Source organism: Sphingomonas pruni NBRC 15498, from assembly GCF_001598455.1.
Lineage (GTDB): Bacteria > Pseudomonadota > Alphaproteobacteria > Sphingomonadales > Sphingomonadaceae > Sphingomonas > Sphingomonas pruni.
This window is the reverse complement of the sequence record NZ_BCYZ01000041.1, coordinates 1-14,666: the sequence shown is the minus strand read 5'-3', so window position 1 is coordinate 14,666 and position 14,666 is coordinate 1. Positions and strand designations below refer to the sequence as shown.

The 14,666-nt window shown below is 64.1% G+C and carries 19 protein-coding genes and 1 tRNA gene; 7 read left to right on the top strand and 13 right to left on the bottom strand.

Going from position 1 to position 14,666, the window contains the following annotated elements; translation table 11 throughout:
- Positions 1–40 precede the first annotated feature (40 nt).
- From SPR01S_RS12935 to folE, 3 genes are read right to left on the bottom strand one after another with little or no spacing between them, the layout of a single operon-like run.
- On the bottom strand, positions 41–400 hold the full coding sequence (locus tag SPR01S_RS12935) for a dihydroneopterin aldolase (RefSeq protein ID WP_066590230.1): 360 nt from the start codon (positions 398–400) through the stop codon (positions 41–43).
- A complete protein-coding gene (locus SPR01S_RS12930) occupies positions 393–1,166 on the bottom strand; it encodes an SDR family oxidoreductase (RefSeq protein ID WP_066590229.1) in 774 nt (257 codons plus the stop codon). Before SPR01S_RS12930 ends, SPR01S_RS12935 begins: the two co-directional genes overlap by 8 nt.
- Positions 1,163–1,795, bottom strand: coding sequence for a GTP cyclohydrolase I FolE (gene folE, locus SPR01S_RS12925; RefSeq protein WP_066590227.1), 633 nt, complete (start codon positions 1,793–1,795; stop codon positions 1,163–1,165). The genes SPR01S_RS12930 and folE overlap by 4 nt, the downstream gene beginning before the upstream one ends.
- A 230-nt stretch (positions 1,796–2,025) precedes the next feature.
- Here folE and SPR01S_RS12920 point away from each other — a divergent pair, with 230 nt between their 5' ends.
- Positions 2,026–4,974, top strand: coding sequence for a TonB-dependent receptor (locus tag SPR01S_RS12920; protein WP_066590225.1), 2,949 nt, complete (start codon positions 2,026–2,028; stop codon positions 4,972–4,974).
- 202 nt (positions 4,975–5,176) lie between these two features.
- The gene (locus tag SPR01S_RS22055) at positions 5,177–5,803 is read left to right on the top strand and encodes a VOC family protein (RefSeq protein WP_066590223.1); all 627 of its coding nucleotides are present in this window, start codon (positions 5,177–5,179) and stop codon (positions 5,801–5,803) included.
- On the opposite strand, the gene fghA is transcribed toward SPR01S_RS22055, so the two are convergent.
- The 3 genes from fghA to SPR01S_RS12900 are packed head-to-tail and all read right to left on the bottom strand — an operon-like array spanning position 5,800 to position 8,164.
- Positions 5,800–6,633: an S-formylglutathione hydrolase gene (gene fghA / locus SPR01S_RS12910; protein WP_157082246.1), complete on the bottom strand. Its 834-nt coding sequence runs from the start codon at positions 6,631–6,633 to the stop codon at positions 5,800–5,802. The two genes, SPR01S_RS22055 and fghA, sit on opposite strands and share 4 nt — an antisense overlap.
- Positions 6,634–6,643: 10 nt before the next feature.
- Positions 6,644–7,024, bottom strand: coding sequence for a VOC family protein (locus SPR01S_RS12905; protein WP_066590220.1), 381 nt, complete (start codon positions 7,022–7,024; stop codon positions 6,644–6,646).
- Between the two features lie 30 nt (positions 7,025–7,054).
- The gene (locus SPR01S_RS12900; protein WP_066590219.1) at positions 7,055–8,164 is read right to left on the bottom strand and encodes an S-(hydroxymethyl)glutathione dehydrogenase/class III alcohol dehydrogenase; all 1,110 of its coding nucleotides are present in this window, start codon (positions 8,162–8,164) and stop codon (positions 7,055–7,057) included.
- Between the two features lie 384 nt (positions 8,165–8,548).
- Between SPR01S_RS12900 and SPR01S_RS12895 the strand changes: the two genes are divergently transcribed.
- On the top strand, positions 8,549–8,809 hold the full coding sequence (locus SPR01S_RS12895) for an SWIB/MDM2 domain-containing protein (protein WP_066590217.1): 261 nt from the start codon (positions 8,549–8,551) through the stop codon (positions 8,807–8,809).
- Positions 8,810–8,879: 70 nt separating this feature from the next.
- Here the strand turns inward: SPR01S_RS12895 and SPR01S_RS12890 are convergent, their stop codons facing one another.
- The gene (locus tag SPR01S_RS12890; protein WP_066590215.1) at positions 8,880–9,512 is read right to left on the bottom strand and encodes a glutathione S-transferase family protein; all 633 of its coding nucleotides are present in this window, start codon (positions 9,510–9,512) and stop codon (positions 8,880–8,882) included.
- 105 nt (positions 9,513–9,617) lie between these two features.
- Between SPR01S_RS12890 and SPR01S_RS12885 the strand changes: the two genes are divergently transcribed.
- Entirely contained in the window at positions 9,618–10,310 is a 693-nt protein-coding gene (locus tag SPR01S_RS12885; protein ID WP_066590214.1) for a helix-turn-helix transcriptional regulator, read from the top strand.
- A gap of 11 nt (positions 10,311–10,321) precedes the next feature.
- On the opposite strand, the gene SPR01S_RS12880 is transcribed toward SPR01S_RS12885, so the two are convergent.
- The 5 genes from SPR01S_RS12880 to SPR01S_RS12860 all read right to left on the bottom strand — a co-directional run bounded on the left by SPR01S_RS12880 (position 10,322) and on the right by SPR01S_RS12860 (position 12,696).
- A tRNA-Arg gene (locus SPR01S_RS12880) sits at positions 10,322–10,398 on the bottom strand.
- 34 nt (positions 10,399–10,432) lie between these two features.
- Complete coding sequence (locus tag SPR01S_RS12875; RefSeq protein ID WP_066590212.1) at positions 10,433–10,861, bottom strand: DUF1178 family protein; 429 nt, start codon at positions 10,859–10,861, stop codon at positions 10,433–10,435.
- Positions 10,858–11,691, bottom strand: a complete 834-nt coding sequence (locus SPR01S_RS12870; RefSeq protein WP_066590211.1) for a carbon-nitrogen hydrolase family protein — start codon at positions 11,689–11,691, stop codon at positions 10,858–10,860. Before SPR01S_RS12870 ends, SPR01S_RS12875 begins: the two co-directional genes overlap by 4 nt.
- Positions 11,688–11,945 carry a glutaredoxin 3 gene (grxC, locus tag SPR01S_RS12865; RefSeq protein WP_066590207.1) on the bottom strand — a complete coding sequence of 86 codons (258 nt, stop codon included), beginning with the start codon at positions 11,943–11,945 and terminating at the stop codon, positions 11,688–11,690. The genes SPR01S_RS12870 and grxC overlap by 4 nt, the downstream gene beginning before the upstream one ends.
- 34 nt (positions 11,946–11,979) lie before the next feature.
- Entirely contained in the window at positions 11,980–12,696 is a 717-nt protein-coding gene (locus SPR01S_RS12860) for a ComF family protein (protein WP_066590281.1), read from the bottom strand.
- 44 nt (positions 12,697–12,740) lie between these two features.
- Here SPR01S_RS12860 and SPR01S_RS12855 point away from each other — a divergent pair, with 44 nt between their 5' ends.
- Complete coding sequence (locus SPR01S_RS12855; protein ID WP_066590206.1) at positions 12,741–13,577, top strand: class I SAM-dependent methyltransferase; 837 nt, start codon at positions 12,741–12,743, stop codon at positions 13,575–13,577.
- Here the strand turns inward: SPR01S_RS12855 and SPR01S_RS12850 are convergent.
- Positions 13,548–13,952 (bottom strand): (deoxy)nucleoside triphosphate pyrophosphohydrolase, encoded by a 405-nt coding sequence (locus tag SPR01S_RS12850; protein WP_066590204.1) that lies wholly within the window; start codon positions 13,950–13,952, stop codon positions 13,548–13,550. The genes SPR01S_RS12855 and SPR01S_RS12850 overlap by 30 nt on opposite strands.
- 94 nt (positions 13,953–14,046) lie before the next feature.
- On the opposite strand from SPR01S_RS12850, the gene SPR01S_RS12845 reads away from it, so the two are divergent.
- Entirely contained in the window at positions 14,047–14,220 is a 174-nt protein-coding gene (locus SPR01S_RS12845; RefSeq protein WP_066590203.1) for a Flp family type IVb pilin, read from the top strand.
- Positions 14,221–14,354: 134 nt separating this feature from the next.
- Positions 14,355–14,522 (top strand): Flp family type IVb pilin, encoded by a 168-nt coding sequence (locus tag SPR01S_RS12840; protein WP_066590201.1) that lies wholly within the window; start codon positions 14,355–14,357, stop codon positions 14,520–14,522.
- Positions 14,523–14,666 lie beyond the last annotated feature (144 nt).

The window sequence follows — 14,666 nt, the reverse complement described above, 5'->3', positions numbered from 1 at the left end:
CTTCCTCCCTGCTGGATTTCCGTTCATGATCGCGGCGAGCCTATTCCCGCCGGCGCGTGATCTCGCACCCGATCCGCGCGTCCGGATAGATGTCCGGCTTGGTCGACCGCACCGTCACCGCGACTACTCGCGGATCGGCAAAGCAGAGCGTCGCGATGCGCTCGCAGAGCACCTCCTGCAGCATAACGTGCCCGCTGGCGGCGATCGCCAGCACGCCTTCGCGGATATGGTCGTAATCGACCACCGCCTCGATCCGATCGTCGGGCACCGCCGGATAGGTGCAGGTCATCGCCACCGACACCAGCACGCGCTGAGGCCCGGCGAGTTCCGCTTCGTGGATGCCGAGCCCCATCCGTACCTCGAGTCCGTCTAGACGGATCGTATAGGTCGCCTCAGCCATCGCGGCGGCCCGGTGTAGAGAACATCACATCGCCCTGCCGCTTGAGGAACCGCTGGCCATTATCCAGGAACAGATTGTGCCCCGTCACCGCCGGCGTCGTGAGCAGGTACTCGACCGCGCGCGCCACTTCTTCGATGGGCACCGGCCGGCGCAGCAAATTTTCGCCCGCTACGCTCTGGAATTCCGCCTCGCTCTGATCGCCGCTTGGCAAAGTCAGGCCGGGTGAAACAGCGTTGACGCGGATACGCGGCGCCAGCGACTGGGCGAGCATCGTCGTCGCGCCTTCGAGCGCGATCTTGGTCAGCGTGTAGCTGAAGAAATCGGGATTGAGATTGGCGACCTTCTGGTCGAGCAGATTGACCACCGCGCCGTCCTCCAGCCCGTCCTGTTCGGCCAGCGCACAAGCGAGCGCGGTGGGCGCGGCGAGGTTCACCGCGGTCAGCCGAGCGAGCAAGGCGGGATCGAAGTGCGGCGGCCGATCGAACTCGAAGACGGAAGCGCAATTGACCAGCCCGTCGATCGGACCGTCCATCGCGTTACGCGCCGCGCGCAGGATCACCGAGGCGGCATCGGGCGCGGCAAGGTCGCCAACCACCGTCGCGACGCGATCGCCCGAGGGATCGAGCTTCCGCGCCAGGGATACGGCATCCTCATCGTGCGGATGGTGATGATGGATCACCACGCGATGCCCCGCCCGCGCCAGCGCGCGGACGATCGCCGCGCCGATCCGCCGCGAACCGCCGGTAACCAGAACCGTGCGGATCATGTCCGGCCTTGCATGTCCATCAGCGCCAGGACCTCACGTCGGCTGCGTTCGTCGTCGCGGAATACGCCCATCATGCGGCTGGTGACCATCGACACACCGGGCGTGCGGACCCCGCGCGCGGTCATACAGGCATGCGTCGCCTCGATCACCACGGCGACGCCCTGGGGCTTCAGATTTTCCCAGATGCAATCGGCGACCTCGGCGGTCAGACGTTCCTGAACCTGGAGGCGCCGCGCGAATCCGTGGAGCACGCGCGCCAGCTTGGATATCCCAACGACGCGGTCCTTTGGCAGATAGGCGATGTGCGCCTTGCCGATGATCGGCGCCATATGGTGTTCGCAATGCGACTGAAAGGGAATGTCGCGCAGCAAGACGATGTCGTCATAGCCGCCCACTTCCTCGAACACCCGCTTCAGATGCACCGCCGGATCGTCCAGATACCCCGCGCAATATTCCTTCCAGGCCCTCGCCACGCGCAACGGCGTATCGAGCAGCCCTTCCCGCCCAGGCTCGTCGCCTGCCCAGCGAATCAGCGTCCGCACGGCGTCCGCAACCTCGTCGGGGACCGGAATCTTGGGCGCGGGCGCCACCAGATCGCCGTCATTCAAATCATGGTCATGGTCATTCATCGCTGTCGATCCGGTCTTTCAAACCTAGGTGACGTTACGTCAGGGCCACAAAATAGAGACTTGGGTATGGTCCATACTGTTTCTTTTAAGCAACAGAAGGCGAAACCCGCCATTTTCGTGCCTTAAGCCCATTGACGCCGCAAGACCAAGCTACCTAGGCTCAGCTCACTAACTCGGAAAACCACGCCAACCGGCACAAAGATCGGGGCGATTGCATGAGGGGATGTACCATGAGGAAGTTCGAACTGCTCGCCGCATCGGCCATCGCGCTGATCGCAGCCACGCCCGCTATGGCGCAGGACACTCCGGCGCCCGCCCCTGCGGCGCCCGCTCCGGCACCGCAGGCTGACGACCAGGATCAGATCGGTGACATCGTCATCACCGCGCAGCGTCAGTCCGAAACCCTCCAGACCGTGCCGATCGCGGTCTCCGCGTTCAGCTCGGAAGCGCTGAAGGCACAACAGATCAACACCACCAGCGACCTTCAGCTGACGCTGCCGAACATCACCTTCACCAAGAGCAATTTCACCTCGTCCTCGTCGTTCAACATTCGCGGCATCGGCGACCTCTGCGTCGGCGTGACGTGCGACGCGGCGACCGCGATCCACGTCAACGACGTGCCGGTGCTCGGTTCGCCGATCTTCCAGAACGAATATTTCGACATGGAGCGCATCGAGGTGCTGCGCGGGCCGCAGGGCACGCTGTTCGGCCGCAACGCGACCGGTGGCGTGATCAACTTCATCACCGCCAAGCCGGATTTGTCGGGCATCCATGCCTCGGGCGACGTCGAATATGGCAATTACAACAGCGTCCGCGTCAAAGGCATGCTCAACATCCCGTTGGGCGACATCTTCGGCGTGCGCGTCGCGGGCTATTATCTGAACCGCGACGGCTACACCAAGAACCTGTCCACCAACTCGAATATCGACGGGCGTAACCAGTACGACATCCGCGTGTCGCTGCGCTTCCAGCCGACCGCGAACACCACGCTCGATATTGTCGGCCATTATTTCAAGGAAGATGACGATCGCTCGCGCGTCCAGAAGCAGCTGTGCCATCGCGATCCGACCGGCGTGTTGGGTTGCTTGCCCGACCGCCTCGCGTTCGAGCAGGTCAATGGCGACGCCACCCTGGCATCGGTGCTGACCTCCAGCCAATTCCTGCGGTTGCGCACCTCAACGGCGCCGCTGGCGCCGTTCGCTCTCGGCAGCGTCTATGCGAGCGACGGCGACAGCTATACCGGCTACACCAATCCCGCCGACATGCGCACGGTGAACATCGACTCGCTGCCGCGCTTCAAGACCAACGAAAAACAGGTCCTGGTCAATTTCAGCCAGGATTTCGGTAAGGTCCTCTTCAAGCTCGACGGCGGTTATACCGAAGGCACCACCGACTCGACGGTCGACTATAATATCGGCATCGAGCGGTCCTATGCGGCCAACCCGGGCCTGAACGCCTTCAACGCCGTTGCCGGCGCCGGCCTGCTCGGCCCGGGCTATCTCGCGATCCGCAACATCCTGCTGCCGAACGGCAATACCTCGACCCTCTGCCAGTCGCTCGCCGAGCCGACCGGAACCGGCGTTTACAGCGGCCACAAGATCTGCGCCCCCACCAGCCTCGATTTCGACCGTTCGAATGCGAGCGGCAAGCAGTGGTTCGGTGAAGGCATCATCTCGTCCAAGCTGGACGGTCCGTTCAACTTCCTGCTCGGTGCCGGCTATCTCGACTATAAAGTCACCGACAACAGCTATTACGTGAACTCGTTCGCGCTCGATTATGCGGCGGGTCTGCTGGGCGGCGGTACCGGCAACGTGCTCGGCACGCCGTTCTACCGCAACGATTCCGAATTCTACCATCTCAAGAGCTACGGTTTCTTCGGTGAGGGCTATTTCAACTTCAGCAACAACCTGAAGCTGACCGCCGGTCTGCGCTACAATCATGACGAGAAAGACTATCAGTCGCGCACCAACTTGCTGAACTGCCCCGTTCCGGTGGGTGCGGCCAACGCTTACGCATCGCCGGGCTTCGCCTGCTATGACGCTGACCCGTCGCGCACGGGCAACCAGCCGCTGGCGATCAACAATGTCAGCTTCGGGCGCCTGACCGGCCGCGCGGTACTCGATTGGCAGATCACCTCGCGCAACCTGCTCTACTTCTCCTATTCGCGCGGCTATAAGTCGGGTGGCATCAACCCGTCACTCGCCGCAGGGTTCAGCGTTCCGCTGACCTTCGGCCCGGAAACGGTCAACGCCTTCGAAATCGGCTCGAAGAACACCTTCCTGGGCGGCACGCTACGCCTCAACCTCACGGCCTTCTACTACCAGTATAAGCAGTTGCAGCTGAGCCGCATCGTCGCCCGCACCTCAGTCAACGACAATGTCGATGCCGACATCTACGGCGCCGAGGCGGAAGCGATCATCAAGCCGAGCGACTCGGTGCTGATCAACCTGTCGGCGAGCTACCTGCATACCAAGGTCGCCACCGACAAGTTCCTCGGCAATCCGCAGGATCCGTCGGGCGGCCGTGCCGACGCGGTGATCATCAAGGATGTCACCAACGGTTCGAACTGCGCGGTGGTATCGAATTCTGGCAACGCGGCGATCTCCAATGGCTTCGTCAATTCGGCGAACGCTGCGATCAACGCAGGCGCGTTCACTGCCCAGGGCATCCCGGCGCAACCGGGCAACTTCCAGGGCACGACGCCGATCCCGGGCACCAACACGACCGGCGCGTTCGGCGTCTGCGACCTCCTCACTGCCTTTGCCGCCGCCACCTCGGCGCCGGTCACCGTCCTTGGCTCCGGCGTCGCCGTGAACATCAAGGGCAACGAACTGCCGCAGTCGCCGCACTACAAATTCTCGGCGGGCATTCAGTGGACCGGGCATCTGGGTGGCGACTGGACGATCGTGCCGCGCGCCGACCTGGCCTATACCGGCGGCTATTATGGCAGCATCTTCAACAACAACGTGAACCGGATCCAGGGCTATGAAGTGATCAACGCCCAGGTCCAGCTCAACGGGCCGAGCGACAAATTCTACGTCCGCGCGTTCATCCAGAACCTGGCCAACAACAACGCGATCACCGGTCTCTATGTGACCGACCAGTCGTCGGGCCTGTTCACCAACGCGTTCACGCTCGAACCGCGCCGCTACGGCCTCGCCGCCGGCTTCAAGTTCTGACGTATAGATCACGGGAGCGGCAACGCTGCTCCCGCTGGCGGTTTGGACTACTCGAATAATGGCTCCGCGGGCTTGCTCGCGGGGCCTTTTTCTTGACCCCCGACCCGTGCGATCCTAACGCTGATCACGTTGCTGCAGGGCGCATCGGCATCCGGCCGGAGGGGCATTGCCCGCCTGCGATTGACGTCAACCAATTGCGCCCATGCCTAGGATCGAGCATTTCAGGAAGCAGGCGAAGCTCCACCTGCGCTGGCACCGCGAGGGATATCATCCTGTCGCGGCGATCATCCGCGAAATGCTGCCCCGCTTCGCCACCTTCTCCGACCAAGACATCCTGCGCGCCGGCTTCAAGCTCGCCGATGCGCAGGAACTGGTCGCGCGCAAGGCGGGCTTCGAGAGCTGGCAGGCGCTGCTCAAGGAACGCGAACCGATGACCGACACCCCCTCGCCCTCCGCCACCGCGAGCATCCTCGCCGCCGAGCCCCAGCTCTTCGTCACCAACATGGCGGCGGCGATCGCCTATTACACCGATCGCCTCGGCTTCTCGCTCGCCTTCAGCTATGGCGAGCCGGCTTTCTATGCGCAGGTCGCCCGCGGCGGAGCCCGGCTCAACCTGCGCGTAACCGATGGCCCAATCGGATTTCGCGCAGAGGAAATGGACGCGCTATCCGCGACCCTGACGGTCGACGCCGCCAAGTCGCTTTTCCTCGAGTTTCAGCAGGCCGACGCCTCATTCCACCAGCCGTTACGCACCGAACCTTGGGGAGCGCGCACGTTCATCGTCGCCGATCCCGACGGTAATTTGCTCTGCTTCGCCGGACCGGCTTAACCCAACCGCGCCGCGTGCCAGGCGATATGATCGGTCATGAAGGTCGAGATGAAATAGTAACTGTGATCATAGCCGGGCTGCATCCGCAGCGTCAGGTCGATCCCGGCGCGATGGCACGCATCGGCCAGCAACTCGGGCCTGAGCTGGTCGGCGAGGAAAGCATCGGCATCGCCCTGATCGACCAGGATCTCGGCCACCCGCGCGCCGTCGTCGATCAGCGCGCAGGCGTCATAGGACCGCCAGTCGGCACGATCCTCGCCGAGATACCCTGACAAAGCCTTCTCGCCCCAAGGGCAATGCAGCGGCGACACGATCGGGGAAAAGGCCGACACGCTGCGAAAGCGCCCCGCGTTCCGCAGCGCGATCGTCAACGCGCCGTGGCCGCCCATCGAGTGCCCGGTGATGCCCTGCCGCGTCACATCGGCCGCAGCGAACTCGGCCGCGATCAGCGCGGGCAGTTCGTCCTCGATATAGGACCGCATCCGGAAGTTGGTCGACCAGGGCGCCTGGGTCGCGTCGACATAGAAACCCGCGCCCTTGCCGAAATCATAGGCTTGGTCGTCGGGCACGTCGTCGCCGCGCGGGCTGGTGTCAGGCGCGACGAAAATCACACCGTGCTTGGCGCAAGCGCGGCGATACTCGCCCTTTTCGGTGACATTGGCGTGCGTGCAGGTCAGGCCCGAGAGATACCAGAGCACCGGCAGCCGAGTGCCCGCCTCATGCTCCGGCACGAACACCGAAAAGGTCATCGGCGTACCGGTGACGGCCGAGGCGTGTTCGTACACGCCCTGGACGCCACCGAATGCACGATTGGTCGATTTGACGGTCAGCGACACGCTATTAGCCCAGCCGGTGGAGCCCGCAGAGCTTGTTGCCGTCGGGATCGCGCAGATAGGCGAGGTACAGTTTCATGCCGGCCCCTTCGCGAACGCCCGGATCCTCCTCGATCGGGGTGCCGCCATTGGCGACGCCGGCGGCATGCCAAGCATCCGCCTGTTCGGGCGTTTCCATCGCGAAGCCGATCGTGCCGCCATTGGCGTGGCAGGCGGGCTGGCCATCGATCGGCGCGGTGACCATGAAGATGCCGCCATTGTGCATATACATCAGCCGGCCCTTGGGATCGACCATGGCCTCCCGCCCGCCGATCGCGCTGAACAGCGCGTCGTAGAATTTCTTCGATCGGTCGAGGTCGTTGCTGCCGACCATCATGTGTGAAAACATGGCTTTATCCTCCCTAGATGAATGTGTTTTTTAGAAGACCACGACGCTGCGGATGCTCTCGCCCGCATGCATCAGGTCGAACCCCTTGTTGATCTCGTCGAGCTTGAGCACGTGCGTGATCATCGGATCGATCGCGATCTTGCCCTGCATGTACCAGTCGACGATCTTGGGCACGTCGGTGCGACCCTTGGCGCCGCCGAATGCGGTACCGCGCCAGTTACGTCCGGTGACGAGCTGGAACGGGCGCGTCGAGATTTCCTTGCCGGCCTCCGCCACGCCGATGATGATGCTGGTGCCCCAACCGCGATGGCACGCCTCGAGCGCCACGCGCATGACGTCGGTATTGCCGGTCGCGTCGAAGGTATAATCGGCGCCGCCATCGGTCAGCGCGACCAGATGGGCGACCAGATCGCCCTCCACCTTCTTCGGATTGACGAAGTCGGTCATGCCGAATCGCCGGCCCCATTCCTCCTTCGAATCGTTGACATCGACGCCGATAATCTTGTCCGCGCCGACCATTTTGGCGCCCTGAATGACGTTGAGGCCGATTCCACCCAATCCGAACACGATTACATTATCGCCCGCCTGGACCTTCGCGGTCTTCACCACGGCACCCACCCCGGTGGTCACGCCGCAGCCGATATAGCAGCTCGTCTGGAAGGGCGCGTCGTCGCGAATCTTCGCCACCGCGATCTCCGGCACGACGGTGAAGTTCGAGAAAGTCGAACACCCCATGTAATGAAAGATCGGCTGCCCCTTGTACGAAAAGCGCGTCGTGCCGTCGGGAAGCAGACCTTTGCCCTGGGTCGCGCGGATCGCCGTGCACAGGTTGGTCTTGCCGCTGAGGCAGCTTTTGCACTGCCGGCATTCGGGCGTGTAGAGCGGAATGACGTGATCGCCCGGTTTCACGCTGGTCACGCCCGGGCCGACCTCGCGCACGATACCGGCGCCCTCATGGCCCAGGATCGACGGAAAAATCCCTTCTGAATCAAGCCCATCGAGTGTGTACGCGTCGGTATGGCAGATGCCGGTCGCCATGATCTCGACCAGCACTTCGCCCGCTTTGGGGCCTTCCAGGTCGACCTCGACGATCTCCAGCGGTTTCTTCGCTTCGAACGCGACGGCGGCGCGGGTCTTCATCGGTATCGGCTCCCTGATTGTTGCGCCCGCTTTAATCGCTGACGCGGCGGGAGCAACCTTTCGACATACCCTAAATTCGATGGCTGCATGACTTGCCCGCACATGAGCGGCTGGAAGTCCTCGAGATCGATAGCTGGAAACGGCATCGGACACCGCCAATCGCGTGTCCCGAATCCCGGGGTCGGAACTGCCCATCCGCACACCGAGCCGGCGTAAACCAGCGCCCTGCGGATCAAGGTCCTGTCATCTCAGCGTCAAAAGTCGGCCCGCGCCCTATCCTAAGGCGTGACAAGCGCAAAAAGGCAGCGCACAAGAGGCGCGCGCTCCATGAGGCGTAACGAGTCTGGGGCCGGAACACCGGCCAAATGAACAGGAAGGAATGCAATGGCTACTGCACCCAAGACCGGCGGAATTCACGCGCCCGTCACCCCGTCGCCCGAGCTGGGCGCGATCGTGGGGACGGCGCCGCTGCCGCGCAGCCAGGTGATCAGCAAGGTGTGGGACCACATCAAGAAGAACAATCTGCAGAACCCCGCCAACAAGCGCGAGATTCTGGCCGACGACAAGCTCAAGAAGGTCTTCGGCACCGACAAGGTCACGATGTTCGAGATGAACAAGCACATCTCCAAGCACGTCAAGGCGTAAGCCAGACCTCAAACCGAAAAGGGCGCCGCGCGGGGGATCGCGCGACGCCCTTTTTGCAGTCGGGTACCATTCAGGCTGGGACAGGCTCCGCTGCCGTCACGATCTGAATGCCGGACGCGTCGTCCAGCGCCGCGCCACGCACCGCCGCAGGACGGGCACGGCACCGTTCGATATAGGCGTCGATGATCTCGCTCGGCGGGAAAGCGTGACGGGCGAACGCCAGCGCGCTGCCGATCAGCAAGTCGGCGCCGGAAAAGGCGTCGCCCATCACGTAAGGGCCATCAGCGAGCGCCCGATCCAACCTGGTGACGACCGCGTCGTAATTGCGCTGCTTGTTCGGCGCGCCGACCAGTTCGCCCATCATCGCGGCGAACATCGCCGGCTCCATCTCGGCCGCGTACCAGGCGAGCCAGGTGAGGTAAGCGCCCCGCTCCGGCGTCCCGGCGCGCGGCCCGAGGCCGGCATCCGGAAATGCATCGGTCAGATATTGCAGGATCGCGACGGATTCGGCGACCACCGCGCCATCATGCTCTATCGCCGGCACGCGCTTGTCGGGATGCGGATTGGCCGGATCGGGGGTGCCCTCGCCGGTCATCGGCCGGAAGATCGACACGGGGCGGATCTCATAAGGCACGCCCACTTCCTCGAGTAGCCAGATGATGCGCGACGACCGCGATTGCGGGGCGTGATAGAGAGTAATCATAGGGACGGCTCCTTCGCTCGAGGCGGCGGCCCATCGCCGCGCCCGATGAAAAGGCTTGTAAGCTGACCCTACTGACAGCATCCTGTCAGTAGGAGTTTGAGCCCCATGCGCCGTGCCGATCGCCTGTTCCAGATCATCCAGATCCTCCGGCGATCCTCGCGCCCGATCACCGCGCAGGATATCGCCGAAGAACTCGAAGTCTCGCCCCGCACCGTCTATCGCGACGTCGCCGACCTGATCGGCCAGCGCGTTCCGATCCGCGGCGAGGCCGGCTTCGGCTATATCCTCGATGATGCATTCGACATGCCGCCGCTGATGCTGACAACCGACGAGATCGAGGCAGCCGTGCTCGGCGCGCAATGGGTGGCTGGACGTGGCGATCCGGTATTGGCAGCGGCCGCGCGCGACCTCATCGCCAAGATAACCTCGGTCGTGCCCGAGCGGCTGCGGCCGTTCATCGCCGATCCCTCTATCGGCACGCCGCCCCGATCAATGGCCCCGCCCGACGCGATCGACCTGGGGATTGCCCGCACCTGGATACGAGAGGGCCGCAAGATCCGCGTCGAGTATCGTGACGAACGCGGTCAGGTCAGCGAACGCGTGATCTGGCCGGTGATCGTCGGCTTTTTCGACCAGTCGCGCGTGATCGCCGCCTGGTGCGAACTGCGCGAGGATTTCCGCACCTTCCGGACCGACCGTGTCGTGACCGCCCAATTTCTCGACGAACGCTATCCCGCGCGCCCCGGCGAATTGCGATCGCGCTGGAAGCGGAGTCTGGCGCAGCGGCATCAATCGTAGCGATGGTGAGGTGGTGGTCCCGGAGGGACTCGAACCCCCGACGCCCACTTTAGGAAAGTGGCGCTCTGTCCAGCTGAGCTACGGAACCACGCTCGGTCTGGTACCGAGCGCGAGGGAATGGGTCAATTGCAGGCTTCGGGCGGGACGACCGGAAAGGGCAAGGGCGCAACCGGGACGCCGTCCTCGACCAGCGCCTTGGCCTCCTCGACCGAGGCCTGGCCATGGATCGGCGCATGGTCTTCTTCGCCCGAATGCATCGCGCGGGCACGCGATGCGAAGGCGGTTCCGACCCATTCGGAATTGGCCAGCGCTTGCTGCTGTACCTTGGCCAGAGTCGCCATCGCGGCTTTCACGGCAGCGGGCGTGACTTCGGCCTGGCGATTGCCCTTGGCGGCGACGTTGGGCGCCATCACCGCTTTTTCCACCGCGCTGTTGCCGCACATCGGACAGCTGACCAGACCGCGCGTACGCTGGTCGTCATAGTCCGAGGACGAACCGAACCAGGCTTCGAAGACGTGGCCGCCGCCGCATTTGAGGTCGAACACGATCACGCGCGGAGCACCTCTGGGATGGCACGCCGATGCTTGAGCGCAGGGACCCGTGTGCGCACGTCTTCCTGCAGGACAGGGTCGATCTCGGCAAAACCCAGTCCGGGATTTTCTCCCATGTCCAGGAGTACTTCACCCCACGGATCGACCACCAGCGAATGACCATAAGTCGCGCGGCCATCCTCATGCACACCGGTTTGCGCGGCGGCGACCACGAAACAGGCGCCCTCGATCGCCCGCGCGCGCAAAAGCACATGCCAGTGTGCCGCGCCGGTCGGCCGCGTGAACGCCGCCGGCATCGCGAGGATCGTCGCCCCGGCGTTGGTCAGCGCGCGATAGAGATCGGGGAAGCGCATATCATAACAGATCGACATACCCAGGCGCCCGACCGGCGTCGTCACGACCACGGCGCCTTCGCCCGGCGTATAGGAAGCGGATTCGCGCCAGCTCTCGCCCGTCGGCAAGTCGACGTCGAACATGTGAAGCTTGTCGTACCGGGCTCGGATCTCGCCCGCCGCATCGATTACGAAGCCGCGATTGGCCAATTTACCGTCGTCGCGCCGAATCAGCAGCGAGCCGATATGCACCCAGATACCGTGGTGAGAGGCCGCCGCACGCACCGCCGCCAGCACGGGATCATCCGCTTCGCCGAACAGGTTCGGTGCAGCGCGCTCGCGGTTGCGGTCGACCAGGCCGGACACTTCGGGCGTGAACAGCATCTTCGCGCCACCTGCCGCGGCGTCCGCCACGGCATCGACCATCGCCGTCCGGTTGGCGGCGGGATCGATCCCGCTCGTCATCTGGAGGACAGCGATCTTGCCCGCGAGATTCATGTCGCGAGCAGCGGGTCGAGCCCTCCCCGCGATTCGAGCGCGGCGAGATCGTCCGACCCGCCGATATGCTTTCCGTCGATGAATATCTGGGGCATCGTCATGCGACCGCCCGAGCGATCGACCATCTCGGCCTTTTTGGGGCCGCCCATCGTGACATCATATTCGATCGGCTCGACGCCCTTCGACGCGAGCAATTTCATCGCGCGCACACAATACGGGCACCACGCCTTGGTGTAGATTTCTACCTTCGCCATAGTCAGAAAGAGGTGGAGAGCGCGGCGCGGCTTGTCAATCGGACGTGACATCGACGACGCGCGCCCAGCACAGGATGGTGACCTTGCCGGCGCCCGCCTTCAGCAGCGCGCGCGTGCAGGCGTCGGCGGTTGCGCCGCTGGTGTAGACGTCGTCGACCAGCACGACGTGCCTCTCCTCTATCCGGCGTTCGACCGTAAATGCGGCGCGTACCGCCTCCCGGCGCTGGCGCGGGTTCATTCCGCGCAAGGCTGGCGTTCGCTTCGTGCGGCGCAACAGCAGCGGATCGTGCGCGACGCCGCTCGTGGTCGACAATGCGTCGGCGATCAGCGCGGCCTGGTTATAGCCCCTGCTCCACAACCGCCAGCGATGCAGCGGGACCGGCACCAGCAGGGTCGCGTCCGACGGCATATGTCGCGCCATCAGCCGCGCCGCCGTCGTCGCGAAGGCAAGCCTGCCGCCATATTTGAGCCGCAGCGCGACGGTCTTTGCCACCGGGCCGTAAGCGACTGCGGCACGCGCGCCGGCATGCGCTGGTGGCTTGGCGAGGCACGCACCGCATTGCGCCTCGGGCCCGCGATCGACCTCGAACGGTGCGCAGCACGTCGCGCACCACGGCGCGCCCAGCAGATCGAGCGAATCCCAGCACGCCGCGCAGAAATTGTGGTCGCCCCGCACCACCGCGCCGCATCCCGGACAGCGCGGCGGCAACGCCAGCGACACGGCATCCGCGAAGACGTCCCTGACTCCCATCGCGCTCTTGTCGCGCGGTCGCCGCGGCGGCACAAGCGCGGCCGATGGACTCTCCCGAAATCTTCGATCGCACGGCACGGCGACTGCGCCGCGATCGTGCCGCGCCGATCTATGTCGATCACGATTTCCTTCGTGCGGCGATGCTCGACGGAATCGCCGAGCGGTTGGATGGGGTGAAGCGCAAGTTCGCCGATATATTGGATCTCGGATGCTTCGATGGAGCATTCGTGCCGCCGCCGAACAGCGCCGTGACGCGGATCGATGCCGGCCGGCTGTTCGCCGCGCAGGCACACGGCATCCAGTCGGATGAGGACATGTTGCCGGTCGAACCGGAGAGCTTCGACCTCGTCGTCTCGGCGGGCGTGCTCGACACCGTCAATGACGTGCCCGGCGCGCTGACGCAGATAAGGCGCGCGCTCAAGCCGGACGGCTTGTTCCTGGGCGCGTTCGTCGGGGGCACGTCTCTGCCGACGATGCGAGCCTGTTTTCTTCAGGCCGAAGCCGATCGCCCCGCCGCCCGCTTCCATCCGATGATCGACGTGCGGTCGGCCGGCGATCTGCTGGTGCGCGCCGGCTTCGTTTTGCCGGTCGCCGACAGCGAAACGCTCAGCGTGCGCTATTCCGACCTCTTTCGTCTGATCGGCGACCTGCGCGGCATGGCGGCGACCAACGTGCTGCGCGGCCGCGTGCCGCTCGCGCGGACGGCGTTAGCCGCCGCCGCCGCTGCTTTTGCCGAGCGTGCCGACCCTGACGGCCGCACCACGGAGCGATTCGACCTGATCTTCCTGACCGGTTGGGCACCTTCGCCTGACCAGCCCAAGCCGGCGCGACGCGGCAGCGCCACCGTCTCGCTAGCCTCCGCCTTCGCCCGAAAGGACTGACACGAACGGGCGATCGGCAGGCGGCATGTCATAGTTCGCCAGCGCGGCAGGCAGCACCCAGCGGATCGCAGCTGCATCGAGCGCGCGCGGCTCTCCCTGCCAGGCGGTGCATCGGTAAAGCAGCAGGAGCAGATGCCGCGTTGTCCGACCGGCGCTGCTGAACGTCAACGGTTCGAGTTGCTCGGGCATGACAGTGACGCCAAGTTCCTCGCCCAATTCGCGTACCAGCGCCGCCTCAGGCGACTCGCCAGGCTCGATCTTGCCGCCGGGAAATTCCCACAGGCCGCCATGCTCCTTGTCGAACGGACGCTGGGCGATCAGTACACGGCCTTGGGCATCGGTCAGCGCCACGGCCACCACTGGCAACAAGTCCATTTGGCACCGTCCCTTTTGCGCTGTTGGTCATTCGTTAACGAAACGTACCTACCATCCCCATCTAGATTGGGGAGCCGTACGCGGCAAAAAAGCGATGATCCATGTCCTACGCCAACTGGCCAGGAGTCGAAGAGGCGCGACCGCCGTCGAGTACGGACTGATCCTGTCGCTGGTCGTCCTGACGATGCTCGCCGCCTTGCAAGGGCTGGCCAGCACGACAAGCGGCATGTGGAATAACGTGTCGGACAAGGTCCAGAACCCGCATTAATGCTTATCCGGAACAATTCGTTCCGGCTTTAAGCTTTTCTCAACCGCCCTGGCCTACTGATTCGAACTGCTGGACGGGGGCATATCCTGGTTCAGCCGGGTGACTGAAGTAGTTCGAACCACTGGAGACCGGATATGAAGACCGTTCGCAAGATTTTCACCAACAAGAAGGGTGCCACCGCCATCGAGTACGGCCTGATCGCCGCGCTCATCGCCGTCGCCGCGATTGCCGCGATGCAGGGCCTGGGCAACCAGCTGAAGACCACGTTCACCAACGTGTCGTCGAACATGAAGGCTTCGTAAGCTCCAACGCTTACAGCTGAAAAAGAAGGGCGGTGGAACTTCGGTTCCGCCGCCCTTTTTTGTTTCCTCTCCCATTGGGAGAGGAAGGGGCCCGCTCGCGGAGCGAGTGGGAAGGTGAGGGTCGAGTGGAGCGAAAAGCGCCTA

Bases quoted from the DNA above. Each gene is read 5' to 3' on its own strand.
- SPR01S_RS12935 (WP_066590230.1), bottom strand. From the start codon at position 400: ATGGCTGAGGCGACCTATACGATCCGTCTAGACGGACTCGAGGTACGG.
- SPR01S_RS12905 (WP_066590220.1), bottom strand. From the start codon at position 7,024: ATGTTTTCACACATGATGGTCGGCAGCAACGACCTCGACCGATCGAAG.
- SPR01S_RS12870 (WP_066590211.1), bottom strand. From the start codon at position 11,691: ATGAATCTCGCGGGCAAGATCGCTGTCCTCCAGATGACGAGCGGGATC.
- folE (WP_066590227.1), bottom strand. From the start codon at position 1,795: ATGAATGACCATGACCATGATTTGAATGACGGCGATCTGGTGGCGCCC.
- SPR01S_RS12890 (WP_066590215.1), bottom strand. From the start codon at position 9,512: ATGATTACTCTCTATCACGCCCCGCAATCGCGGTCGTCGCGCATCATC.
- grxC (WP_066590207.1), bottom strand. From the start codon at position 11,945: ATGGCGAAGGTAGAAATCTACACCAAGGCGTGGTGCCCGTATTGTGTG.
- SPR01S_RS12900 (WP_066590219.1), bottom strand. From the start codon at position 8,164: ATGAAGACCCGCGCCGCCGTCGCGTTCGAAGCGAAGAAACCGCTGGAG.
- SPR01S_RS22055 (WP_066590223.1), top strand. From the start codon at position 5,177: ATGCCTAGGATCGAGCATTTCAGGAAGCAGGCGAAGCTCCACCTGCGC.
- SPR01S_RS12885 (WP_066590214.1), top strand. From the start codon at position 9,618: ATGCGCCGTGCCGATCGCCTGTTCCAGATCATCCAGATCCTCCGGCGA.
- SPR01S_RS12930 (WP_066590229.1), bottom strand. From the start codon at position 1,166: ATGATCCGCACGGTTCTGGTTACCGGCGGTTCGCGGCGGATCGGCGCG.
- SPR01S_RS12895 (WP_066590217.1), top strand. From the start codon at position 8,549: ATGGCTACTGCACCCAAGACCGGCGGAATTCACGCGCCCGTCACCCCG.
- SPR01S_RS12845 (WP_066590203.1), top strand. From the start codon at position 14,047: ATGATCCATGTCCTACGCCAACTGGCCAGGAGTCGAAGAGGCGCGACC.
- SPR01S_RS12850 (WP_066590204.1), bottom strand. From the start codon at position 13,952: ATGGACTTGTTGCCAGTGGTGGCCGTGGCGCTGACCGATGCCCAAGGC.
- SPR01S_RS12840 (WP_066590201.1), top strand. From the start codon at position 14,355: ATGAAGACCGTTCGCAAGATTTTCACCAACAAGAAGGGTGCCACCGCC.
- SPR01S_RS12855 (WP_066590206.1), top strand. From the start codon at position 12,741: ATGGACTCTCCCGAAATCTTCGATCGCACGGCACGGCGACTGCGCCGC.
- SPR01S_RS12920 (WP_066590225.1), top strand. From the start codon at position 2,026: ATGAGGAAGTTCGAACTGCTCGCCGCATCGGCCATCGCGCTGATCGCA.
- SPR01S_RS12860 (WP_066590281.1), bottom strand. From the start codon at position 12,696: ATGGGAGTCAGGGACGTCTTCGCGGATGCCGTGTCGCTGGCGTTGCCG.